This is a genomic window from uncultured Phenylobacterium sp. (genome assembly GCF_902826855.1).
GTDB lineage: Bacteria > Pseudomonadota > Alphaproteobacteria > Caulobacterales > Caulobacteraceae > Phenylobacterium.
In genome coordinates, this window is the sequence record NZ_CADEGK010000016.1 from 14,290 (window position 1) to 35,395 (window position 21,106).

Sequence of the window (21,106 nt, forward strand, 5' to 3'; positions counted from 1 at the left end):
GGTTCAGGCGCCCAGGAGGCTTGGGCGCCCGGTTGGGAAACGGCGTCGCCTACTTGGCGCGTGGTCAAGCTCGGCCGCCGCGACGTAAGCGATGAATCCGTGGCGCGGCTGCAGCTCGGTGGAGACCTCGCCGCGCAGGACGTAGGTCGGCGCGAGGAAACCCTGCGCCTCGGTCGGCGGCAGACACAGCAGGCCCAGCTCGATGCTCGTCAGCCGGACGGTGGCTCCAGGGGCCAGGTCGGCAAAATGGTCGCTGGCCTGGAACCGCTCGAGCGCCTGGCTCAGCGGGATCGTCTTCGCGATGCTCACCTCCCTGACCTCGCGGGAGAAACGGTAGGCCTGGGCCAACTCGCCCCCGAGGCCGACGGAGACCTGGGCCTTGGCCCCCGGCCCGACCAGTGGCAGCCCGTCGAGGGCGCAGCGGTAGTTGACCTGGAGTCCCACCACCCTCGCCTCTCCGTCCAGCTTCTCGCCCGTCGCCCGGCTCACTCTCAGTTCGGTCAGCGAATGGAATTCCGGCGTGGCCATGCTGGGGCCGGCCGCGGCCATGAAGCGGGAGGCGACCGCCATGGCCTTGTCGCGGTCCGGAGCGCACCGGCTGACGCCGCGGGCCTCGGCGTCGTAGTTGCTACGCTCGAGGCGCAGCGAGTGGCTGGCCTGGTAGACTTCCAGGGTCCAGGCGTCGTCGCGCGTGACGTACCAGGCGCCGGCATCGACGCAGTCGCCCTTTACCCCGAAGCAGCGGGCGACGTCGGCCACCTTCTCGTCGGTCCAGCCGGGCGAGAGCGTCGCGTACAGGGGCAACTGAAGGGGAATCTGGATCAGGTCGGGGAATTCGATCTTCACGGGCATGGCTGGGCTCCTCAGCAGGCGCCGCGGGCGTAGTAGAGGACGTTGGGGTTGGTTGGGTCGGCGCTGACCGCGCCCTTGCCCCACCAATGGTCGTTGTAGGTGTTGGTGCCTGGCGCGTCGGCGCGCAGGTAGGCCCACTGCGTGCCCGAGCTCTCGGTGTCCTGGCAGGCCTTGATCCAAGCCTGGCGCACGGTGTTCCCGGCGTTCAGGTATTGGGCCAGGATGCGGCCGCGGTCAGCCTCGGCGGAGGTCGTGGTGTGGAATCCCAGGATGTAGTGGAGACCCTTGAAGACCGGCCAGCCCCAGCGGCCGAAGACGCCCTTCTCTTCCAGCACGTTGCACGCGTCGAGGACGATGTACTCAAGCTCTCTGTCGCCCCAGCGGATCTCGCCGGGCTTGGCGTCGGCCGATTTGCCGAACAGAGAGCCGCCAGCACCGCCGTGGCCGGAGAAAGACACCATGTCGACATTGTCGGCCAGGTTGGGGTCGGCGCCGGACGCCGGCGATCCCGCACCCTGGGTCTTGAAGTCCTGATCCCAGGCCAGGTCATGACCCGCGTTGAACGAGCGTGTCGCCGAGAGCGTGTTGTAGAACCCCTCCGCCTGCGGCCTCGTATTGCTAAGATCGGACGCCAAGCCGTTGTATCTCTGGACCCATTCAATTCCAATCGTGGCCATGCCGGCCTCCTTGCTGACGGGACGCACCGAGGTCGGCGAGCGAGGTGGCGACTGTGAACCACAGATGGGCTCGCTGCGTGTGCACACGCTTGGAGGGTGACGCCGACCTCTTGGCCTTGGTGTAGCCATGCACCAAATACGTGTGAAATATCGGGCAGATGCTCGCGCACCGCACATCTGATCCACGGTTTGGTGCAGAGCCGCTCGGCGCTTTCGCCGCTTGCATCCCCGCTGCGCCTGCGCCCTGGCGGGCCTAGTGGGCTCGGACTAGCCGAACACCTGTTGCGCGAGCCAGAAGATGCCAGCCCAGAAGCTGCACGACACCGCCGCGCCGAGCAACAGGCCGTAGCCGGTGGGGACCGCTCGGGAGCCCGACGCAGGCCGCTGTTCGGCCGCTCGAGTACGCTGAACCAGTGCATCGCTCATCGCGACGTCTCCGGAAGCTTCACCATGACCCTACCAAGATTCTCCTGTCAGGCGAGTGCTCATGACGCAAAAGCAGCCGTTGCGGCACGGCTTCACGTCCTTGTGCGCGGGCCAGTGGCCGCCTATATGTTAAGTTCTTACTGGATGTCACGTACGGAGCGTTCCATGCGCCTGATCGCAATCGCCGCCGTCGCCGCCCTGCTCAGCGGGACAAGCGCCCTCGCCGCCCCAGCCGCGGTCAATGTCTCGCTGACGCCTCAGCTCCAGAAGAAGTTCGACAAGACCTTCGGCCAGCGCGAGGCCGAGCTCCTGACCCACGACCTGCGCACCAGCGTCGAGAAGCAGCTCGCGAAGACCGGCGCCCATGACGGAGCGCGGATTGAGCTCACCCTCATCGATGCCAAGCCGAACCGTCCGACGTTCAAGCAACTGGGTGACAGGCCCGGCCTTTCCCTGGAAAGCATCGGGATCGGCGGGGCCGCCATCGAGGGCCGGATCGTCGCCGCCGACGGCGCCGAGACCCCGATCGCCTATCGCTGGTACGAGACCGACATCCGGCAAGTCCGCGGCGGCTGGACCTGGAGCGACGCGACTGAGACTTTCGACCGCTTCGCCCGGCGCCTCGCCAAGGGCGAGGAACTGGCCAGGCGCTGATCGCCCCAAGCCTCGCTTGCGCCAACCCACGGCGCGCGGTCTGATCGCCGCGCGCCGTTTTCTCGAGTCCTGCCATGCCGCGACCCGCACCGCCCGCCGACCTGCCGCCGATGGAGCGGCTTTTGGCGATCATGGCGCGGCTGCGCGACCGGGCCGACGGCTGCCCGTGGGACCTGACGCAGACGTTCGAGACCATCGCGCCCTACACCGTCGAGGAGGCCTATGAGGTCGCCGACGCCGCCGAGCGTGGCGACCTGGCGGACCTGAAGGACGAACTCGGCGACCTGCTGCTGCAGGTGGTCTTCCACGCACGCATGGCCGAGGAACAGGGCGCCTTCGCGTTCGCAGACGTGGCCCGCGCGATCAACGACAAGATGGTGCGCCGCCATCCTCACGTCTTTGCGGATGAGAGCTATGCGTCGCCCGCCGATCAGAAGCAGGGCTGGGAAGCGCTGAAGGCTGCCGAGCGGGCGGAGAAGGGCCGCGCCGAAGGCCTGCTGGACGACGTGCCGGTGGGGCTGCCCGGCCTCACGCGGGCGGTGAAGCTGTCCAGGCGCGCGGCGACGGTGGGCTTCGTCTGGCCGACCGTGCAGGACGTGGTGGCCAAGCTGCATGAGGAAGTGGGCGAGCTGGTCGCCGAGGTCGAGGCCGGCGACCTGGAAAAGGCGCGCCATGAACTGGGCGACGTGCTGTTCGTGGTCGCCAACCTGGCCCGCACCCTGGACATCGATCCGGAGGATGCCATCCGCTACACCAACGCCAAGTTCGTACGGCGTTTCAATCAGATCGAGGTGGAACTTGCGCGGCGGGGCAAGACACTGGACCAGTCGGACCTCGCCGAGATGGACGCCATCTGGGAAGACGTGAAGGCGCAGGAGCGGGCTGCGGCTGAGTAGCTAGTGGCCCCGCACCTCTGACGTCGGGAACATCTGTTCGAACTGGCCGAGCGCCTGGGGCGTGAGGCTGACGGCCAGGCGGGTCGAGCCATCTTTGCCGACCACGCGCTCCAGCACGCGGCCGTTGCGGTAAAGCCAGGCGATAGCCGCCCCCTCCCCGGCCGGCGCGTAGACGTCCACCGGCGGGGCCTCGTCAACCAGGGCCGAGACGGCGGTCAGCAGGGCCTCGCAGCCGGCGCCGGTCACAGCAGACACCGGGATCGCCGGCGGCTCGGCGCGCCGCGCATCGCCCGCCAGGGCATCGCGTTCTTCTGGGGGCACGAGGTCGATCTTGTTCCAGACCTCCAGGATGCGTCGCTCGTCCAGGTCCACGCCCAGCTTGCTCAGCACGGTGCGCACGTCACCGGCCTGGGCGGCGCTCTCGTCGCTGGCGATATCGCGGACGTGCAGGACGACGTCGGCCTCCTTCACCTCTTCGAGCGTCGCGCGGAAGGCCTCCACCAGCTCGTGCGGCAGGTCGGAGATGAACCCCACCGTGTCCGACAGGATCGCCGGCCGGCCGTCAGGCAGCTTCAGGGTGCGCAAGGTCGGGTCGAGCGTGGCGAACAGCATGTCCTCGGCCACCACCTCCGCATCGGTGAGGCGGTTGAACAGCGTCGACTTGCCGGCGTTGGTGTAGCCGACGAGGGCCACGGTCGGGAACGGCACGCGCTTGCGCTGCGAGCGCTGCAGTGTGCGGGTGCGGCGCACCTCCGCCAGCTCCGCCTTCAGCTTACGGATCTTCTCGGCGATCAGGCGGCGATCGGTTTCGATCTGGGTTTCGCCGGGCCCGCCCATGACCCCGAAGCCGCCTCGCTGGCGTTCCAGGTGGGTCCAGGTGCGCACCAAACGCGAGCGCTCATAGGTCAGCCGGGCCAGCTCCACCTGCAGGCGCCCCTCCCGGGTCCGCGCGCGTCGGGCGAAGATCTCCAGGATCAGTCCCGTGCGGTCGATGACCTTGACGCCCCAGGCCTTCTCCAGATTGCGCTGCTGCACGGGCGTGAGCGCATCGTCGATGACCACGACGTCCAGGTCCTCCGCCTCCACCAGGATGCGGATCTCCTCCACCTTGCCCTTTCCGAACAGGGTGGCGGGCGTGAGCTGGCGCAGGTTCACGACCAAGGTCTCGCGGACCTCCAGGTCGAGGGCGAGGGCGAGGCCGGCGGCCTCCTCCAGCCGGGCTTCCGGACGGCGCGCGGAGCCGCGGCCCTCCCGGTTCGGATGGATCACCAGGGCGCCCTGGACGGGCGCTTCACGGTCTACGGATTTTGAAGTGCTCAATCGGCCTCGTCGTCCGCCGGCTCGTACAGCTGCACGGGCTGCGACGGCATGATCGTGGAGATGGCGTGCTTGTAGACGAGCTGGGATTGCCCGTCCCTGCGAAGCAGAACGCAGAAGTTGTCGAACCAGCTCACAACGCCCTGCAATTTCACCCCGTTGACCAGGAAGATGGTCAGGGGCGTCTTCGACTTCCGCACGCTGTTGAGGAAGGTGTCCTGCAGGTTCTGCTTCTTCTCGCTCACGGGCTTTCCGCCTTTTGGTTTTTGTCGGACGGCAAATCCGCCCACACACAGGGTCACGCTATGCTGCAAAGCGGCGCCGGTGCAATCATACGTTATGCCACTTAGATGGCGCTGGCCTTCGCGCGCTCGATATAGAGGCGGCGCAGCCTCAAGGCCACCGGGCCTGGCGACCCGTCGCCCACCCGCTTGCCGTCGACCTGGACCACCGGCAACACCAGCGTGCCGGCTCCGGTGATGAAGGCTTCCTTTGCGCCGATCGCCTCCGCCGGGGTGAACGGCCGCTCCTCGACCTTCAGTCCGGCCTCCCGCGCCACGTCCAACAGCGACAGGCGGGTGACGCCGCGAAGAATGTTCGCGTTGGTGTCGCGGGTCCGCAGAATACCGTCAGCGTCGACGATCCAGGCGTTTGATGAGCCCCCCTCGGTGACCAGGCCGAGGTCGTCGACGAACCAGGCCTCCACCGCGCCGACCTCGCGCGCCTTCTGCTTGGCGAGCGCGTTGGGCAGAAGGCCGACGGTCTTGATATCGCAGCGGCCCCAGCGGTTCTCGGGTGTCGTGATGACGGCCACGCCCTTGGCCGCGCGGGCCTCGCTTGCGGCGCGGTCCACCCGGCTGACCGTCACGACCACGGCCGGCGGCGTGCCGGCCTGTGGGAAGGCGTGGTCGCGGGTGGCCACGCCGCGACTGACCTGCAGGTACACCAGACCCTCGCGGACGCGGTTGCGGCGCACCGTCTCCTTCAGCACCATGGTCAGCGCCCGCTCGCTCATCGGCGGGTCGATGGAAAGCTCGGCGAGGCTGCGTTCCAGGCGCGCAAAGTGGCCCTTCGGATCGGCCAGCTTGCCGTCGAACAGCGCCCAGACCTCATAGACAGCATCGGCGAACTGGTATCCCCGGTCCTCGATGTGGACCACGGCCTCGCGCTTGGGCACGAAGCGGCCGTTCACGTACGCGATGCGCGACACTCCTCAGGCCTCCTCGGCTTCCAGCGAACGGGCCCCCGACAGGCCCAGCGACTTCAGCTTACGGTGCAGCGCCGAGCGCTCCATGCCGATGAAAGCTGCAGTGCGTGAAATATTGCCCGAGAAGCGCAGCATCTGGGCGTTCAGATACTCTCGCTCGAACACCTCACGCGCTTCCCGCAGCGGCAGAGCGATGATCCGTTCGGCGCCCAGCGACGTGGCGCTGTCGTTCACGGCGGCCTCCGGCGGCAGCATGTCGGCGGTGATCGGATCGGACGGCGCGCCGGAGGCCAGGATCAGCATCCGCTCCACGTTGTTGCGCAGCTGGCGCAGGTTTCCCGGCCAGGCGCGGACCTGCAGCATGGCCAGCGCATCGTCCGACAGCCTGCGCCGCGACATCCCCGAGGCCTCGCAGATCTTGACGATGAAGTCCTCGATCAGCTCCGGGATGTCCTCGCGCCGCTCCGAGAGCCCCGGCACGTTCACCGGCACCACGTTCAGGCGGTGGAACAGGTCCTCGCGGAAACGACCGGCGGCGATCTCGTCGCGCAGGTCCTTGGACGTCGAGGAGATCACCCGCACGTCCACCTGCACGTCCTGGTCGCCGGCGACGCGGCGGAAACGCTGCTCCACGAGCACCCGCAGGATGCGCCCCTGCGTCTCCCGGGGCATGTCTGCGACCTCGTCGAGGTAGAGGGTGCCGCCGTGGGCGCGTTCGAAGACGCCGATCTTGGCGGGGCGGCCGTTCGCGCCCTCCTCGCCGAACAGCTCCACGTCCATCCGCTCTGGCGTCATGCCGGCCGCGCCGATCGGTACGAACTCGTTGCGTGAGCGGTGGCTCGCCCCGTGGATCAGTCGCGCCACGGTCTCCTTGCCGGCCCCGGCGGGGCCGGAGATCAGCACGCGGCTGTTGGCCCCCGCCAGCTTGGCGATAATCTGGCGCAGCTGCTGGGCCGCCATGGACTTGCCCATCAGGCCCTCGGGCGTGATCGCCTGGGCGCGCAGCCGGCGGTTTTCGCGTTTCAGGTTGGCCGCCTCCAGGGCGCGCTCGACCACCAGGATCAGCCTGTCGGACTTGAACGGCTTCTCCAGGAATTCGTAGGCGCCGCGCTTGATGGCGCTGACCGCGGTCTCGATGTTGCCGTGACCACTGATCATGATCACCGGCAGGTCGGCGTCGAGGGTCTTGACCAGGTCGAGCAGTTCGAGCCCGTCCATCCCGCCGCCCTGCATCCAGATGTCGAGGATCAGCAGCGCCGGCTTGCGCGCACGCACGGCCGCCAGCGCGCTCTCGCTGTCGGCGGCGGTGCGCACGTCATAGCCCTCGTCGGTCAGGATGCCCGCGACCAGCTCGCGGATATCCGCCTCGTCGTCGACCACCAGAACGTCAGCCGCCATAGGTCCAGTCCTCAATCAGCTCGATGCGGCCGCGACAGTAGCCTCGACGCGCGCCGCCGGAGCGGCTGGTAGCCTCAGGATGGCCATCGCCCCCTGCCCGCCAGGCGCGTCGGCCAGTTCCAGATCGCCGCCGTGATCTTCCAGAATGCGTTTGACGATCGCGAGGCCCAGGCCGGTCCCCTTCTCCCGCGTCGTCACATAGGGTTCGGTCAGCCGGTCGCGGTCCTTGGCCGGCAGGCCTACGCCGTTGTCCTCGACCTCGATGGTGACGCCCGTGTCGTCGGTCAGCAGGCGCACGGCGATCCTGCCCTTGACCTTGGGCGAGCGGGCGCGACGGGCCTCTATCGCCTCCGAGGCGTTCTTCAGCACATTGGTCAGCGCCTGGCCGAGCATGCGGATGTCGGCGAAGAGCGCGGCCCCGGGGGGCGGATCGGCAAGTTGCACGGCGATGTCGGGACTGGCCACCCGCTGGGCGAAGACCGCCGCACGCAGCAGTTCACCGGCGTCCACCGGGGCGAACTTCGGCGCCGGCATGCGGGCGAAGGCGGAGAACTCGTCGACCATTCGGCCGATGTCGCCGACCTGGCGCACGATGGTGTCGGTGCAGCGGTCGAAAGTCTCCAGCTCGGAGGGTGCGATGTCCTTGCGGTATTTGCGCCGCAGTCGCTCCGCTGACAGCTGGATCGGGGTCAGCGGGTTCTTGATCTCGTGGGCGATGCGCCGAGCTACGTCGCGCCAGGCGGCGTTGCGCTGGGCGGCCACCAGCCGCGTGACGTCATCGAACGTCAGCACCAGCCCGCCCTCGCTCTGGCTGGCCCGCACCCGCAGGCGGCGCTGGTCGCGCCCGCGCGTCACGTCGATCTCCTCCTCGGCGTCGCCGCCACGCGCGGCAGAGACGAGCTCCGCGAACTCGGGCGCAGCCTCGGCGAGCTTGCGGCCGCGCCCGTGATCGCGCGGCAGGGCGAGAAGGGCGGCGGCCTGCCGGTTGGCGACCTCGATGCGACCCTCGGGGTCCAGGCCGATCACGCCGGCGCTGACCTCGGCCAAGACCGTCTCGATGAACTGGCGGCGCTCCTCGGCCTCTTCCCCGGCGCGGCGCAGGGCTTCCTGCTGCACCTGAAGGTCGTGCGTCATGCTGTTGAACGCTCGGGACAATACGGCGATCTCGTCCGGGTCTGCGTCCGCGTCGACGCGCGCGCTGAGGTCTCCGCCTGCCACCCGCCCGGCCGCCTGCACCAGTCGCGCGATCGGGGCTGAGATGCTGTTGGCGGCCGCCATGCCCAGCCAGATGGCCCCCACCAGCACCAGGAACGCGGTCTCGATGTAGCTGAGCGCGAAGATCGCCTTCACCCGTGCGCGGTTGTTGTAGGCCTCGCCGTACGAGACCAGCCCGCCCTGCGCCTCGCGCAGGTGGCCCATGATCCCCTGCTGCAGCGGCCGGGTCACATACAGGTAGAGGTTGTCGAACCCGCGCAGCCGATAGAAGCCGCGCATCACGTCGGCATTGGGCGGGTTGATCACATAGATTTCGCCGGCGTTGGCCGAGGCATAGGCGACCGGCGTCGGCGGCATATAGGCCGGGGCGTTGGCGACCTCCGCCTTGGCGACCACCCGGCCCTCGCGGCTCACGAGGTAGGCGGCAGGGAAGGCATGGTAGGACGCCAGGGCCTCAAGGTAGGATTCCATCGCCGCCGGCCTGGCCTGCAGCCCGCCCGCCTCGCGGTTGAGATCGGCCCCCATCTGGGTGACGTGGTCGCCAATGTAATTGGTCTGTTCGTCGTAGTAGGATTGGAAGACGGTGGCGGAATTCTCGACGATCGTCTGAACCCGCTGGCTGAACCACTTCTCGACCCCTTGCGTGACCAGCACGCCGTAGAAGCCGAAGATCACCAGCGCGGGCACGACGGCGGTCCCCGCGAACAGCAGTACGAAGCGCATGTGCAGCCGGGCGCCGGCGTCGCGGGAGCGCGCGTCCAACAGCTCGAAGACGCGCAGCGCCATCGAAACGACCAGCAGCGCAACCAGCACCATGTTCAGCCACAGGAGCGTCAGGATGGTGCGCCCGGCAGGACCCAACGGCCCCTCGGTCGGCGGAAAGGCGGCCAGCACAATGGAGAGGATCGTCAGCCCCGCCGCGATTCCGAAGCCCACGCCGAGCACGAGGCGCGACTGGAGCGCACTGCGGATCCGGGCGAGGGCCGGATGCTGGAGCGCGGGATGCGTAAGCAACGCCATAAGCCGCGGAGCCTAGGGGGCTGTGGTCAAAAATCAACAGCCATGTTGCGCGATTACCAGTGACGCTTGGTTTCCCCCTGCAACGAGGCCTTGGTCGCCGTCGTTAGCGCCGCCCGCGCGCCATCTCCACGCCCAGGTCCTGGATCTTCTTGCGCAGTGTGTTGCGGTTAAGCCCCAGAATCTCGGCGGCGCGCACCTGATTCCCGCGCGTGGCGGCCAGAGTGAGCTGGATCAGCGGGCGCTCCACCTCCTCTAGGACGCGGTCGTAGAGGCCGGCGGGCGGGAGGCCGTCCGGCTGGTCAGCGAAGTAGCCGGCCAGCTTCTGCTCCACCAACTGTGACAAGCTGGCCGGGCCCTCCTGGCCCTGAACCGCCGGCTGGTGGTCGGCCAGCTCCTTCTCGATGATGCGCGCGCTGATCAGGTCCTCGCCGTACAGGGCGCAGACCCGGCGAATCAGGTTCTCCAACTCGCGCACGTTACCCGGCCAGGCATGGCGCTTCAGCCGCTCCAGTGCGGCCGCGTCGATCGTCTTGGACGGCAGCCCCTCGCGGTTGGCGCGCAGCAGGAAGGTGCGGGCGAGGTCCGGGATGTCCTCGGCGCGGTCGCGCAGCGGCGGGATTCGCAGGGGCGCTACGTTCAGCCGGAAGAACAGATCCTCGCGGAACAGCCCCTGCTGGATCAGGGCCCGCAGGTCGCGGTTGGTGGCGGCGATGATGCGCACGTTCGGGCGGCGGTTGGTCTTCGGGTTCAGCGCCGGCTCGGACCCGTCGATCACCCGCAACAGGCGCGTCTGGGCGTCCAGCGGCATGTCGCCGATCTCGTCGAGGAAGAGCGTCCCGCCGTCGGCGTCCACCAGCTTGCCGCTGTCCCCCTCGTCCTTTCCGAAGAGTTCGCTCTCCACGCGTTCGCGCGGCGTGGCGGCCAGGTTGATGACGACAAACTTGCCGTCTCGGCGGCGGCCCATGTCGTGCAGGGCGCGGGCCACCAGCTCCTTGCCGACGCCGCTCTCGCCGGTGATCAGAACCGTGAGGTCGGCCCCTACCAGCCGCGCCACGGTGCGGTAGACCTCCTGCATGGGCGCGGAGCGGCCTACCAGCGGCAGGCGGTCGTCGCGCACGGCGCGGGCCTGGGCCTTGGAGGCCTCGGCATCGGCCGGCCGCGACAACGCGCGCCGGGCGGCGGAGGTCATGTCGTCGAGGTCGAAGGGCTTGGGGATGTATTCGAACGCGCCCACCTCGGCGGCGTTGACCGCGGTGATGAGGTTGTTCTGCGCGCTCATCACGATGACCGGCAGTTTTGGCCGGTGCTTCCTGATGCGCGGGAGCACGTCGAAGACATTCTCGTCCGGCATGACCACGTCGGTCACCACCAGGTCCCCCTCCCCGTCCGTCACCCACTTCAGCAGCGTGGTGGCGTTGCCGGTGGCGCGGACCTGGTAGCCAAGGCGGGTGAAGGCCTGGCTGAGCACCAGGCGGATAGAGGAGTCGTCGTCGGCGATCAGGATCTTCTTGGACGCATTGTTCATTCAGGAAGATCCTCTTGCGCCGCGATCGGCAGCAACACCCGGAAGACGGTGCGGCCGGGCTCGGACTCGAAGTCGATGAGGCCGCCGTGGCCGGCGACCAGCTTGGCCACCAGCGCCAGGCCGAGGCCCGCGCCATTGGTCTTGGAGGTGACGAACGGCTGGAACAGGCTCTCGCGGATGTGCTCGGGCACGCCGGGGCCGTTGTCGACGATGCGCACCTCTATCGGCGCCCCGCGAAGGACCTGGCCCTTGGCCGAGCGCACCCGCACCCCATGGCGGTAGGCGGTGTGGATCGAGACCTCACCGCGCCCGTCGCCGCGCGCGTGGGCGGCCTCGGCGGCGTTCTTCACCAGGTTTAGGAAGACCTGAATCAGCTGGTCCTCGTCGCCCATCACCGGCGGCAGGGAGGGGTCGTAGTGCTCCTTCAGGCCGAGGCCGTCGGCGACGCCGTTGGCGGCGAGCGCCCGGATGCGGTCCAGGACCTGGTGGATGTTGATCGGACTGAGTGACGGCAGGGCGTCGTCGGAGAAGGCCTCCATCCGGTCGACGAGGCGGCGCACGCGGTCGGTCTCATCGACGATCAGTTGGGCCAGCGGCGCGTCCTCGGCCTTGGCGCCCGACTTCAGAAGCTGGGCCGCGCCGCGGATGCCGGCCAGCGGGTTCTTGATCTCGTGCGCCAGCATGCGGCCCAGGCCTACGAGCGAGCGCAGCCCGGCCGCCTCATGGGCGCTGCGCTCGTTGCCCAGCCCGTTCTTTACCGACAGCGTCAGCAGCACCGAACCGTCGCCCAGGGGCGCGGCGGCGCCGTCCGCCTCGAACGGGGGCAGGCCGAAGAGGCTGATCTGCACCCCGCGCTCGCGCACCCGGGCGCCCTCCTCGATGGCCCGGTCGAGCAGCGACACCATCGCCGAGCCGTGCGGCAGGGCGGCGCGAAACCGCCCGCGCGCGAGGAGACCCAGTCCCTGTCCGAACAGGGTCTCGGCCGCCTCGTTGACCGCCACCAGGCTGCCGTCGGCGTCGACCACCAGGGCGGGGTCGGGACTGAGCTCGAAGGCCGCCGACTTCAGGGCGTCCATGTCGACGCCACGGGCCTTGATCCGGGTCGTGCCGTTCATGCTGCAAGCCTGTGATCTGGAGTTCGCCAAAGGGCGGCCAGGCCGTCCTCGACCGATCGGGCGTCCTCCAGGCGACATAGCGCCGAGCGTGCGTCTCTCCGGGCCTGCGGGTCGGCGGGCCAGGGGGCGCTTTCGATGTAGGCGGCCAGGTGCTTGCGGAAGATCCGCAGGCCCAGCCGCTCGCCGTAGAAATCCAGGCTGTCACGGAAGTGAGCCAGCGCGATCGCGAGCCGCGTCTCCGTTCCGGGCTCGGCGAAGGGCCGGCCGTCTAGCTCCGCCTCGATCTGCGCGGCGATCCAGGGTTTGCCGTAGACGCCGCGCCCCACCATCACCGCGTCGGCTCCGGAAGCGGCCAGGGCGGCCCGCGCGCTCGCGCCGTCGATAATGTCGCCGTTGACGATCACCGGAATCGAGACCGCGGCCTTGACCGAGGCCACCGCCGCCCAGTCCGCCTGGCCCTTGTAGAACTGGCATCGCGTGCGGCCATGGACCGTCACCGCCTGGATGCCGAGCGCCTCGGCGCGGGCGGCGAGTTCCGGGGCGTTCCTTGAGGCGTCGTCCCACCCAAGGCGCATCTTCACCGTGACCGGAACGTCCACCGCCTCCACCGCGGCGGCCATCAGGGTCGCGGCCAGCTCAGGTTCCCGCATCAGGGCCGAGCCAGCGAGCGCGCCCGTGACTTCCTTGGCGGGACAGCCGAAGTTGAGGTCGATGATCTGCGCCCCGGCCGCGACTGCCAGCCGGGCGCCGCTGGCTATATGCTCCGGCGTGCGCCCGACCAGCTGCACGACCATCAGCGGGAGCCCCTCGCCTACCGCAGCGCGGCGCACCACATCGGGACGGCCCTTGGCGAACTCGGCGCAGGCGACCATCTCGGTGGCCACGTAGCTGGCCCCCAGGCGACTTGCGGCCCGGCGGAATGGCAGGTCAGAGACGCCGGTCATCGGCGCAATCCAGACCCGGCCCCCGACGACCATTTGACCGAGCTTGAGCGAATTGCTCATTTTGTACGCATGTCCATCGCCGACTTTTTAGGCAGATGTTGCGGCGCAGTAAAGCCTGAATGCTGGCGTCCCACGGCGGCGCTCCTTAGAAACGCATCATGAGTTTTTCCGCGGTGATCGTGGCGGCTGGCGAGGGCCTGCGCGCCGGGCCGGGCGAGCCCAAAGCCTGGCGCGACCTTGGCGGAAGGCCGATCGTGCGCTGGTCGGTGGAAGGACTGCTGGCCGCGGGAGCGCGCGAAGTGGTCGTGGTCGTCGCCCGCGATCGCCTGGCGCAAGCCGACGAGGCGCTGGCGGGGCTCGTCGGCTGGAAGGCAGTCACCGGCGGCAAGACCCGCGCCGAATCGGTGCAGGCGGGGCTGGCGGCGATTACCGCGGCGCGCACCCAGCCGGTGCTGATCCATGACGCCGCGCGGCCCTTCGTCACCCGCGCTCACGTCGAGCGCCTGCTCGCGGCCCTGGACCTCGCGGATGGCGCCATCCCCACGCTGCCCGTGCCGGACACCTTGAAGCGCGGCGAGGGCCTGGTGGACGAGACCGTTTCGCGTGAGGGTCTGCACCGCGCGCAGACCCCGCAGGCCTTTCGACTCGGCAAGCTGAAGGCCGCCTACCGGCGCTGGCCCGCGGGCGAGGAACCGACGGACGATGCGGCGGTCATGGAGCGGGCGGGCGGCAACGTGGCCATGGCGCGCGGCGACCCGATGCTGATGAAGCTGACTTGGCCGGAAGACTTCTTGCTGGCCGAGCAACTGGCTGCGGGCCGTCGGATCGTGCGCATGGGCCAGGGCATCGACGCCCACCGCTTCGGACCGGGCGACGTGGTCTGGCTGGGCGGCATCCGCATCCAGCACGATCTGGGGTTGGTCGGGCATTCCGACGCCGACTGCGGCCTGCACGCCCTGACCGACGCGGTGCTGGGCGCCATCGCCGACGGCGACATCGGCGAGCACTTTCCGCCCAGCGATCCCCAGTGGAGAGGCGCCTCGTCAGATCAGTTCCTGACGCACGCCGTGCGGCGTGTGGCGGCCCGCGGCGGGCGGATCCTCAACGCCGACCTGACGCTGATCTGCGAGCGCCCCAAGATCCGGCCCCACCGCGACGCCATGCGGGCCCGTATCGCCGAATTGCTCGGCATTCCGGTCGACCGCGTCTCGGTCAAGGCGACCACCACCGAGGGCATGGGGTTCACCGGCCGCGAGGAGGGCCTCATGGCCCAGGCCGTCGTCGCCGTCGAGACGCCGCTCTAGGGCAGCCAGGCCCAGCGGCCCTGCATGTTGAGGTAGAGGGCGCCGGCGAGGTTGGTGTAGTCGTCGGTCCAAGGGCGGGCGAGGAACGGATTGACCGTGCGCCACTTGCCCGAGGCGGTGAAGCCCGCCAGCGCCCCGTGACTTCGGGCGACGATCACCGCGTCTTCCGGAGAGTCCCAACTCTTGTCCTCTTTCGGCCCGGGCCGGTAATTCTGCGCCAGCGCCCATCCGCCCGCCTTGCGCGCCACCGCCTGGGCGGGCCCCATCAGGTCCAGGTTGCGGTTCGAAAGGTGCAGGATCAGCACGCCATCGGGCTTCAGCTTGGTCAGGTAGCCGCGGACGGCCTCCACGGTGAGCAGGTGGGCCGGCACCGCGTCCGACGAGAAGGCGTCGATCAACAGGATGTCGAACTGGTCCGCAGGTTGCTGCGCCACCGTCAGCCTCGCGTCGCCGATGACGTAGTCGATCGGACCCTTGGCGCACTCGGTCGTGTAGCTGAAGTTCGCCGGATCGCTCGCGATGCGGACCACGAGCGGGTCGATCTCGAAGAAGGTCAGGGCGTCGCCCGGCCGGACATAGGCCGCCACGGAACCGGTGCCGAGGCCGACGGCGCCGATCCGCAGCGCCTGGCTCTGCGCCTGCTTGGCGCGGAATACCTGCCCGATGGGCGTGCTCGGCGCGTAGTAGACCAGCGGACGGCAGCGCATGCCGGCGGCCTGGGCCTGGGCGCCGTGCAGGGTCGTGCCATGGGCCAGCATCTTCACCTGGCCGCCCAGGGCTGGGACCGTCGTTTGGGAGAGCTTCATAACGCCGAAGAAGCTGCGCCAGCTTTGCAGCGTATCCGTCCGGTCCGCCGCCGTTTGGGCGGCGTAGGAGAGGATGGCGATGATCAGGGTGAAGAACAGGGCCCGGCCGCGGACGACGAACGCGCAGACTACTGCCAGCGTCAGCAGAGCCTTCATCCCCGTGTCGAACAGCTCGGCCTGATCGAAGGTCCCGACGACGGAGCGGGTGGTCAGGTTCGGCCCCACGAACGCCTCGGCCACGGGCGTCAGGGTCGCGGCGGCGACGCCGAGCAAGAACATCGCCCATATCCAGATCGGGACCCTCTGCAGGTCGCCCCATGGGCGCGCGAGGCAGGCGAGGACCAGGACGATCGGATATTCGATCACGTCGTTGAAGATCACGGGGGCGACGAAGGCGTTGAACCCGCCGCCCACGACCCCGCCGATCGACAGGCAGAGATAGAACTCGGTCAGCCGCCGGGGATCCGGCCGCCCCTGCACCAGGCGCTGGTGGCACACCAGCGCGGTGAGGAAGAAGGCGACAAGGTGGATGGACAGCTGCAGGCCGTAGAACGTGGTCCGGAACGGCAGCATGGCCACACAGGCCGCCAGGGCGGCGGCCTGCAGCGCCAGCGTGAGCTCAGGCGAGATCGCCGGCTTCGCCTGGAAGGCGATGACGAAGGTGCCAAGGTACAGCGCGAGCGGCAGCACCCACAGGAACGGCGCGGAGGCCACGTCGGTGGTGATGTAGGCGGTGACCCCCAGCATCAGACTGGACGGAATGGCCGCAAGCGCCACCCACCCCAGGCGCTCGCGCCAGGCGCCGGGCGGAGCCGCCATCCGCGGGGCCTCCATCGCCGCCTCGGCGTGGACGCGTGAAATGGTGAGCGCCAGGGCCCCGATCAGCAGGATGAAGACCCCATAGCCCGTGCTCCAGCCATAACGCTGAAATACGACGGTTAAGGCGGGCTCCACGATCAACGGATAGGCGAGCAGCGCGAGCAGGCTGCCCAGGTTGCTGGCGGCGTAGAGGACATACGGCTCCTTGCCCTGCGTCGCCCCGATGGTGCGCGCGTGCCACGCCTGGACCAGGGGCGCGGTGGCGGACAGGACGGCGAAAGGTGCGCCTATCGACAGGGCGAGCACACTGAGCAGCCAAAGGTTCGGATGCTCGGACGAGGGCGGGCCGGCCAGGCTGTTGACCCTGAGCGGCAGGGCGATGGCAGCGGTCAGCAGCAGGGCGATGTGCGTGATCGCCTGGCCGCGTACGGAGCGGATGCGCTGCAGGGCGTGGGCGTAGGCGTAGCCGACCAGCAGCGCGATCTGGAAGAACGCCTGGGAGGTGTTCCAGACCGACGGGCTACCGCCCAGCAGTGGCAGCACCAGCTTGGCCACCATGGGCTGCACCAGGAATACCAGGGCCGCGCTGGAGAAGACCGTGATCGCAAACAGGGCCGGCGGGACGCTCCCGGTGGAGGATCCGGCAGAGGCGACTTTTCGGGCGGCGTCACTCATCGGGCTCGAATCGCCTTGATCGGAATGTGCGGCCGATGCTCTGTGGTCCCAACCCAGCCGTAAAGAGACCTCGCGCCCATGTTCAACCTGGAGATCGTCACCCTGGCCCGCCTGCTGATCGACGAGGCGCGGGAACGGTCGTTGCGAATCGTAACCGCCGAGAGTTGTACCGGCGGCCTCGTGGCGGGCGCCATCTGCTCGATCTCCGGCTCGTCGGACGTCTTCGAGCGCGGCTTCGTCACCTATTCAAATCGCGCGAAACAGGAGCTGCTGGGTGTGCCTGGCGACCTGATCGCCGACCTGGGCGCGGTCTCCGAGCCGGTGGCGCGGATGATGGCCGAAGGCGCCCTTGAGGCTTCCAACGCTCACCTCGCCGTGGCGATCACCGGCGTCGCGGGCCCCGGCGGCGGCACCAAGATGAAGCCGGTAGGCACCGTCCATATCGCCACGGCGCGCACCAACCAGCGGCTGGTGCACGAGGAACACTTCTTCGAGGAAGAAACCCGCGAGGGCGTCCAGCTCGCGGCCGTGCAGGCCGCCCTGCAGATGATGCGCGACCGCCTGGTTTCGAACTGATCGACCAGACCTAAGCCGCCAGGTTGTTCGATAGCCGCTGGAAGACGGGGTTGTTGTAGTAGCCGCGCAGCCGCCCCGCCGCGGCCTTTCCGGCCGTCATCAGCGCCTTGTGGTCCGGTGTAGCCGGCGTCCCCGCCGCCAGTCCGCTCAAGGCTGCCCAGGCGATCAGGCTCGCCCGCACATTGTTGACGAGGCAGAACTGGCTGCCCCGGTTCCAATTGGAGTCCCTGGGGTGCCGCATCATCAGCAGGGCGCCGTGTTGCGGATGGGCCAGCGCATAGTCGCCGCGGCCCAGGCGGATGACCGAGAAGGGGCTTGTCCCGAGATCGATCGCGTTGATGTCGGCCAGCGCCAGCGGCTTCCCGGCCAGGACCGATGCGATCTGCGCGCGCTGGCTGTCGGACCACCGGTCTGGGATCAGGGGGGGCTGGAGAGGCGGCGGGCTCGCCTCGAAGCCCTTGTACGCCTGACCTTGGGCCGCAACGAAGCCGATCACCAGCCGGCGCGGCACCCGCAGGACGTCGATCGATTGCGATCCGGCCGCCGGCACGTCGGCTTTCACCGCCTTCGCCATCGCCGCGAACAGGTCCACCAGAGATAGCGGCTGTCCGTTGATCTCGAACGGCTGGCCGCCACCTCCCGAAAGCGCCGCGGTCGCCTGCCGGACCTGTGCGAAGGCGATTGGTCCGCCGAGCCGCACCTCGACCTGGCTGGACCAGCCGAAGGGCCACAGCCAGATCGTGAGATGAGCTTTAACCGCCGGGTGTCCCGCCAGCCGGAACGTCGCAGGGAGGGCCTTTGGCCGGCATCGAAGCGGCGCCAGCCACTCCCGCGGACCGGGCGAACCGGCGGTCGCCAGCTTCAAGGCTTGCACATAGCGCCACCAGAAATGCTCATGGACCTGATCCCCTGCGAGGGGAAACAGCCGCAGCGCCGCGCCGTCCTTGGGCCCCGCGCCCTGACGCATCGCGCGGTACTCGGCGGGCGAGGCCAGGAAGGCGAGGTCGGGCGAGAGGTCCGACACTTGCAAAAGCGGTGTCGGCCAAAGGTGCGTATCGAAGGCCGAAATGATCAGCCGGCCTGCGTCGGGCAACACAACGCGCCTCCGCCAGCTTGACCCAAAGAACGACGGCCCGATAATGCGAAGGCGGGTCCTTGAAGTCCACGGAAATCCTGGAGTCGCAAAAGCGGATGGCGATAGCGTCCGCCTCGGGAGACCCGCGAGGGTCCTCCATCATGAAAGAAACGATTTCCCACGCCGGCCGTCAGGCCGGCGTGGCTGTTTCGGGCACGGGTTCAGGCCGGCCCGATGACCAACGGTGGATCAGTGATTCCCAGGCCTGCGACCGCGCCCCTGGCGATCTCCGGCGCCTCCTTGGCCGCGACGCGCTTGACGTTGCCCGCCGCGCTGGGCCGCCACGTGCCGTCGGAGGCCAACTCGCGCAGGGTGTTCGATGGGGCCAGGGTCGTCGGGCCGAGGTGGCGCAAGGCTCCGACGTAATCCCCTTCCGAGATCAGCGCGGCAAGGCTCCCCCGCAGGGCCGGATCCTGCGCCTCGAGTTGATACCAGCCCAGGACGACAACACCGCCGGACGCAGTGCGAGCGGCGGCCGCGCCCACGTAGGTCACCGCGCCCGCTGTCACCGTGACCGGGTCCAGGTCATCCCCGGCCGTCTGCAGCGCGCGGATCAGCATCTGACGCTCGTCATCGCCCTCCGTGACGATGAGGGCCCGTTGGGCCGCCGACTTCGATTGCAGCGCCAGGGCGCGCGCCTTCATCACCAACAGGTTCCCGACGATCATCACCATGGCCAGTCCAACCGCCAGCAAGATCGCGGTCACCAGCGCCCCCATGCTGACACCGGTCTCCTGGGCAAGGCCCGCCACCCAGCGGTTGGCCGCCAGCCAGCCGACCATGAGGGAGAGCCCGATCGAGATGAGGATCGACGCGATGGCGGCGTTCGTGCCGCTGAGGCGGTCGACGTAGGGAAACTTGGCAAGCGTCAGCAGCATCAAGAGCAGCGCCCCGGGCAGGAAGAAGCTGGTGAGCCGCAGCGAAATCCCGGCGACGGTGTCGGTCCCCAGGAGGCCGACGCTCAGCTTCTTTTCCACGATCACCGCTGACGGTCGGGAGGGCGTTCCGATGCTGTAGGTGAGGACGGAGCCGACGTTGACGTCCCTTTCCTCGACGCTCTGCCTGGCCTGCACGCAGAGTGCGACCGGCGCCGCGGTGTGCGCCGGCAGGGACCCGGCGACAGTGACAGCCGCGTGTCCGGCGGCCGCGCATCGGGCGGGGTCGCCGCTCATGCGGCCCAGCATGAGGAATTGCGGGCCGGCCAGCCTGATCTGGACATCCTTCAGCTCGGCGTCGCCGGGGTTCTCGATCCAGGCGTGAACGCCCATGGTCTGCCCGGCCAGCAGGCTGTTGCCTTCCTGCACGATCGTGAGCACCGCCTTGGGTGGCGGCGCGGCCGTTGCACCCATGGCGAACGCCGCCAGCAGCACGGCGGCGACCTTCCCCCACAGCCGGCGCAGCCCCGTCATGACCCGGGCCCCGGGCCATAGAGCGCCTTCGCCCGATCCTCGAAACAAGTCATCAGGCGCTCCACGGCGTGGTGGAAGTTGGCCGCGAGCAGGGCCTCCAGGAGCCGTGACTTGAACTGGAAGTCGATGTCGAACTCAACGCGCGTCCCCGCGCCCTCAGGAACGAAGCGCCAGCGGTTGGTGAGCCTGCGGAACGGGCCGGAGATGAGGCCGACGTCGATCTGCCGGTTGACGGCGTCGCGCCGCACACGGGTGGAGAACCGCTCCTTGAGGAACGAGAAGCCCACGCCGGCCTCTGCATCCAGGGCATCGACGCCCTCGCCCGCCGCCCGGGCGTTCCAGGTTCGCATGGACGTGATCCACGGCACGAAGTCCGGATAGCGCTCCACGTCGCCGATCAGCTGGAAGAGCTGGTCCGGCGTGTAGGGCAGGAGCCGGGTGACGTGGTGCTGCAAGGGAGGCTTAGGCCGCCGTCTCGCGCTCGCGCCGGGCCGCCTGCAGCCGGGCGAAGTCCTCGCCGGCGTGATGCGATGAGCGGGTGAGCGGGCTCGACGCCACCATCAGGAACCCCTTGGCCCGCGCGATCTCCTCATAAGCGGCGAACTCGTCGGGGTGGACGAAGCGGTCGATGGGCGCGTGCTTGCGGGTCGGCTGCAGGTACTGGCCGATGGTGATGAAGTCGACGCCCGCGGAGCGCATGTCGTCCATGACCTGCATCACCTCCTCCTTGGCCTCGCCCAGGCCCACCATGATCCCGGACTTGGTGAACTGGGTGGCGTCGCGTTCCTTCACGCGCTCGAGCAGCCGCAGCGAATTGTAGTAGCGCGCGCCCGGTCGGATGGAGAGGTAGAGCCGCGGCACGGTCTCGAGGTTGTGGTTGAAGACGTCGGGCCTGGCGTCGATGAGGCCGAACACGTCCGCGAGCGGCCTGCCCAAGAAGTCCGGCGTCAGGATCTCCACCGTCGTCTCCGGCGACACCGCGCGGATGGCCCGCACGACCGCGGCGAAGTGCCCTGCCCCGCCATCGCCCAGGTCGTCGCGGTCCACCGAGGTGATGACCACGTGCTTCAGGCCCATCTTGGCCACCGCGTCGGCGACCCGAGCGGGCTCGGTGGGGTCCAGCGGATCGGGCTTGC

20 protein-coding genes are annotated in these 21,106 nt (G+C 69.0%); 4 read left to right on the plus strand and 16 right to left on the minus strand.

What is annotated here, in order from left to right:
- Window positions 1–3 precede the first annotated feature (3 nt).
- From QZV94_RS04225 to QZV94_RS04235, 3 genes are all read right to left on the minus strand, one after another.
- Complete coding sequence (locus tag QZV94_RS04225; RefSeq protein ID WP_293676556.1) at window positions 4–852, minus strand: hypothetical protein; 849 nt, start codon at window positions 850–852, stop codon at window positions 4–6.
- Window positions 853–863: 11 nt separating this feature from the next.
- A complete protein-coding gene (locus tag QZV94_RS04230; RefSeq protein WP_293676557.1) occupies window positions 864–1,529 on the minus strand; it encodes a DUF6345 domain-containing protein in 666 nt (221 codons plus the stop codon).
- Between the two features lie 267 nt (window positions 1,530–1,796).
- Entirely contained in the window at window positions 1,797–1,955 is a 159-nt protein-coding gene (locus QZV94_RS04235; RefSeq protein ID WP_293676558.1) for a hypothetical protein, read from the minus strand.
- 165 nt (window positions 1,956–2,120) lie between these two features.
- On the opposite strand from QZV94_RS04235, the gene QZV94_RS04240 reads away from it, so the two are divergent.
- A complete protein-coding gene (locus tag QZV94_RS04240; RefSeq protein ID WP_293676559.1) occupies window positions 2,121–2,609 on the plus strand; it encodes a hypothetical protein in 489 nt (162 codons plus the stop codon).
- A gap of 74 nt (window positions 2,610–2,683) precedes the next feature.
- Window positions 2,684–3,505, plus strand: a complete 822-nt coding sequence (gene mazG / locus QZV94_RS04245; RefSeq protein ID WP_293676560.1) for a nucleoside triphosphate pyrophosphohydrolase — start codon at window positions 2,684–2,686, stop codon at window positions 3,503–3,505.
- On the opposite strand, the gene hflX is transcribed toward mazG, so the two are convergent.
- The 8 genes from hflX to dusB all read right to left on the minus strand — a co-directional run bounded on the left by hflX (window position 3,506) and on the right by dusB (window position 13,306).
- On the minus strand, window positions 3,506–4,825 hold the full coding sequence (hflX, locus tag QZV94_RS04250; protein ID WP_293676561.1) for a GTPase HflX: 1,320 nt from the start codon (window positions 4,823–4,825) through the stop codon (window positions 3,506–3,508).
- Window positions 4,822–5,067 carry an RNA chaperone Hfq gene (gene hfq / locus QZV94_RS04255; RefSeq protein ID WP_293676562.1) on the minus strand — a complete coding sequence of 82 codons (246 nt, stop codon included), beginning with the start codon at window positions 5,065–5,067 and terminating at the stop codon, window positions 4,822–4,824. Before hfq ends, hflX begins: the two co-directional genes overlap by 4 nt.
- A 101-nt stretch (window positions 5,068–5,168) precedes the next feature.
- Window positions 5,169–6,032, minus strand: coding sequence for a D-amino-acid transaminase (locus QZV94_RS04260; RefSeq protein ID WP_293676563.1), 864 nt, complete (start codon window positions 6,030–6,032; stop codon window positions 5,169–5,171).
- A gap of 3 nt (window positions 6,033–6,035) precedes the next feature.
- Window positions 6,036–7,427, minus strand: a complete 1,392-nt coding sequence (locus tag QZV94_RS04265; protein ID WP_293676564.1) for a sigma-54 dependent transcriptional regulator — start codon at window positions 7,425–7,427, stop codon at window positions 6,036–6,038.
- 15 nt (window positions 7,428–7,442) lie between these two features.
- Entirely contained in the window at window positions 7,443–9,662 is a 2,220-nt protein-coding gene (locus QZV94_RS04270) for a PAS domain-containing sensor histidine kinase (protein WP_293676565.1), read from the minus strand.
- A gap of 103 nt (window positions 9,663–9,765) precedes the next feature.
- Window positions 9,766–11,187 carry a nitrogen regulation protein NR(I) gene (gene ntrC, locus QZV94_RS04275; protein WP_293676566.1) on the minus strand — a complete coding sequence of 474 codons (1,422 nt, stop codon included), beginning with the start codon at window positions 11,185–11,187 and terminating at the stop codon, window positions 9,766–9,768.
- On the minus strand, window positions 11,184–12,263 hold the full coding sequence (locus QZV94_RS04280; protein ID WP_293676579.1) for an ATP-binding protein: 1,080 nt from the start codon (window positions 12,261–12,263) through the stop codon (window positions 11,184–11,186). The genes ntrC and QZV94_RS04280 overlap by 4 nt, the downstream gene beginning before the upstream one ends.
- A gap of 35 nt (window positions 12,264–12,298) precedes the next feature.
- A complete protein-coding gene (gene dusB / locus QZV94_RS04285; protein ID WP_293676567.1) occupies window positions 12,299–13,306 on the minus strand; it encodes a tRNA dihydrouridine synthase DusB in 1,008 nt (335 codons plus the stop codon).
- A 98-nt stretch (window positions 13,307–13,404) separates the two neighbouring features.
- Between dusB and QZV94_RS04290 the strand changes: the two genes are divergently transcribed.
- Window positions 13,405–14,550, plus strand: coding sequence for a bifunctional 2-C-methyl-D-erythritol 4-phosphate cytidylyltransferase/2-C-methyl-D-erythritol 2,4-cyclodiphosphate synthase (locus tag QZV94_RS04290; protein ID WP_293676568.1), 1,146 nt, complete (start codon window positions 13,405–13,407; stop codon window positions 14,548–14,550).
- Here QZV94_RS04290 and QZV94_RS04295 read toward each other — a convergent pair.
- A complete protein-coding gene (locus tag QZV94_RS04295; protein ID WP_293676569.1) occupies window positions 14,547–16,850 on the minus strand; it encodes a spermidine synthase in 2,304 nt (767 codons plus the stop codon). The genes QZV94_RS04290 and QZV94_RS04295 overlap by 4 nt on opposite strands.
- Before the next feature lie 78 nt (window positions 16,851–16,928).
- Between QZV94_RS04295 and QZV94_RS04300 the strand changes: the two genes are divergently transcribed.
- Window positions 16,929–17,426, plus strand: a complete 498-nt coding sequence (locus QZV94_RS04300; protein ID WP_293676570.1) for a CinA family protein — start codon at window positions 16,929–16,931, stop codon at window positions 17,424–17,426.
- Between the two features lie 10 nt (window positions 17,427–17,436).
- Here the strand turns inward: QZV94_RS04300 and QZV94_RS04305 are convergent, their stop codons facing one another.
- The 4 genes from QZV94_RS04305 to QZV94_RS04320 form a co-directional block, all read right to left on the minus strand.
- The gene (locus QZV94_RS04305) at window positions 17,437–18,522 is read right to left on the minus strand and encodes a hypothetical protein (protein ID WP_293676571.1); all 1,086 of its coding nucleotides are present in this window, start codon (window positions 18,520–18,522) and stop codon (window positions 17,437–17,439) included.
- A gap of 200 nt (window positions 18,523–18,722) precedes the next feature.
- Entirely contained in the window at window positions 18,723–19,970 is a 1,248-nt protein-coding gene (locus QZV94_RS04310; protein ID WP_293676572.1) for a hypothetical protein, read from the minus strand.
- Window positions 19,967–20,425, minus strand: a complete 459-nt coding sequence (locus QZV94_RS04315) for a type II toxin-antitoxin system RatA family toxin (RefSeq protein WP_293676573.1) — start codon at window positions 20,423–20,425, stop codon at window positions 19,967–19,969. The genes QZV94_RS04310 and QZV94_RS04315 overlap by 4 nt, the downstream gene beginning before the upstream one ends.
- Before the next feature lie 7 nt (window positions 20,426–20,432).
- A partial coding sequence (locus tag QZV94_RS04320; RefSeq protein WP_293676574.1) for a lipoyl synthase occupies window positions 20,433–21,106 on the minus strand: 674 nt, incomplete at its 5' end.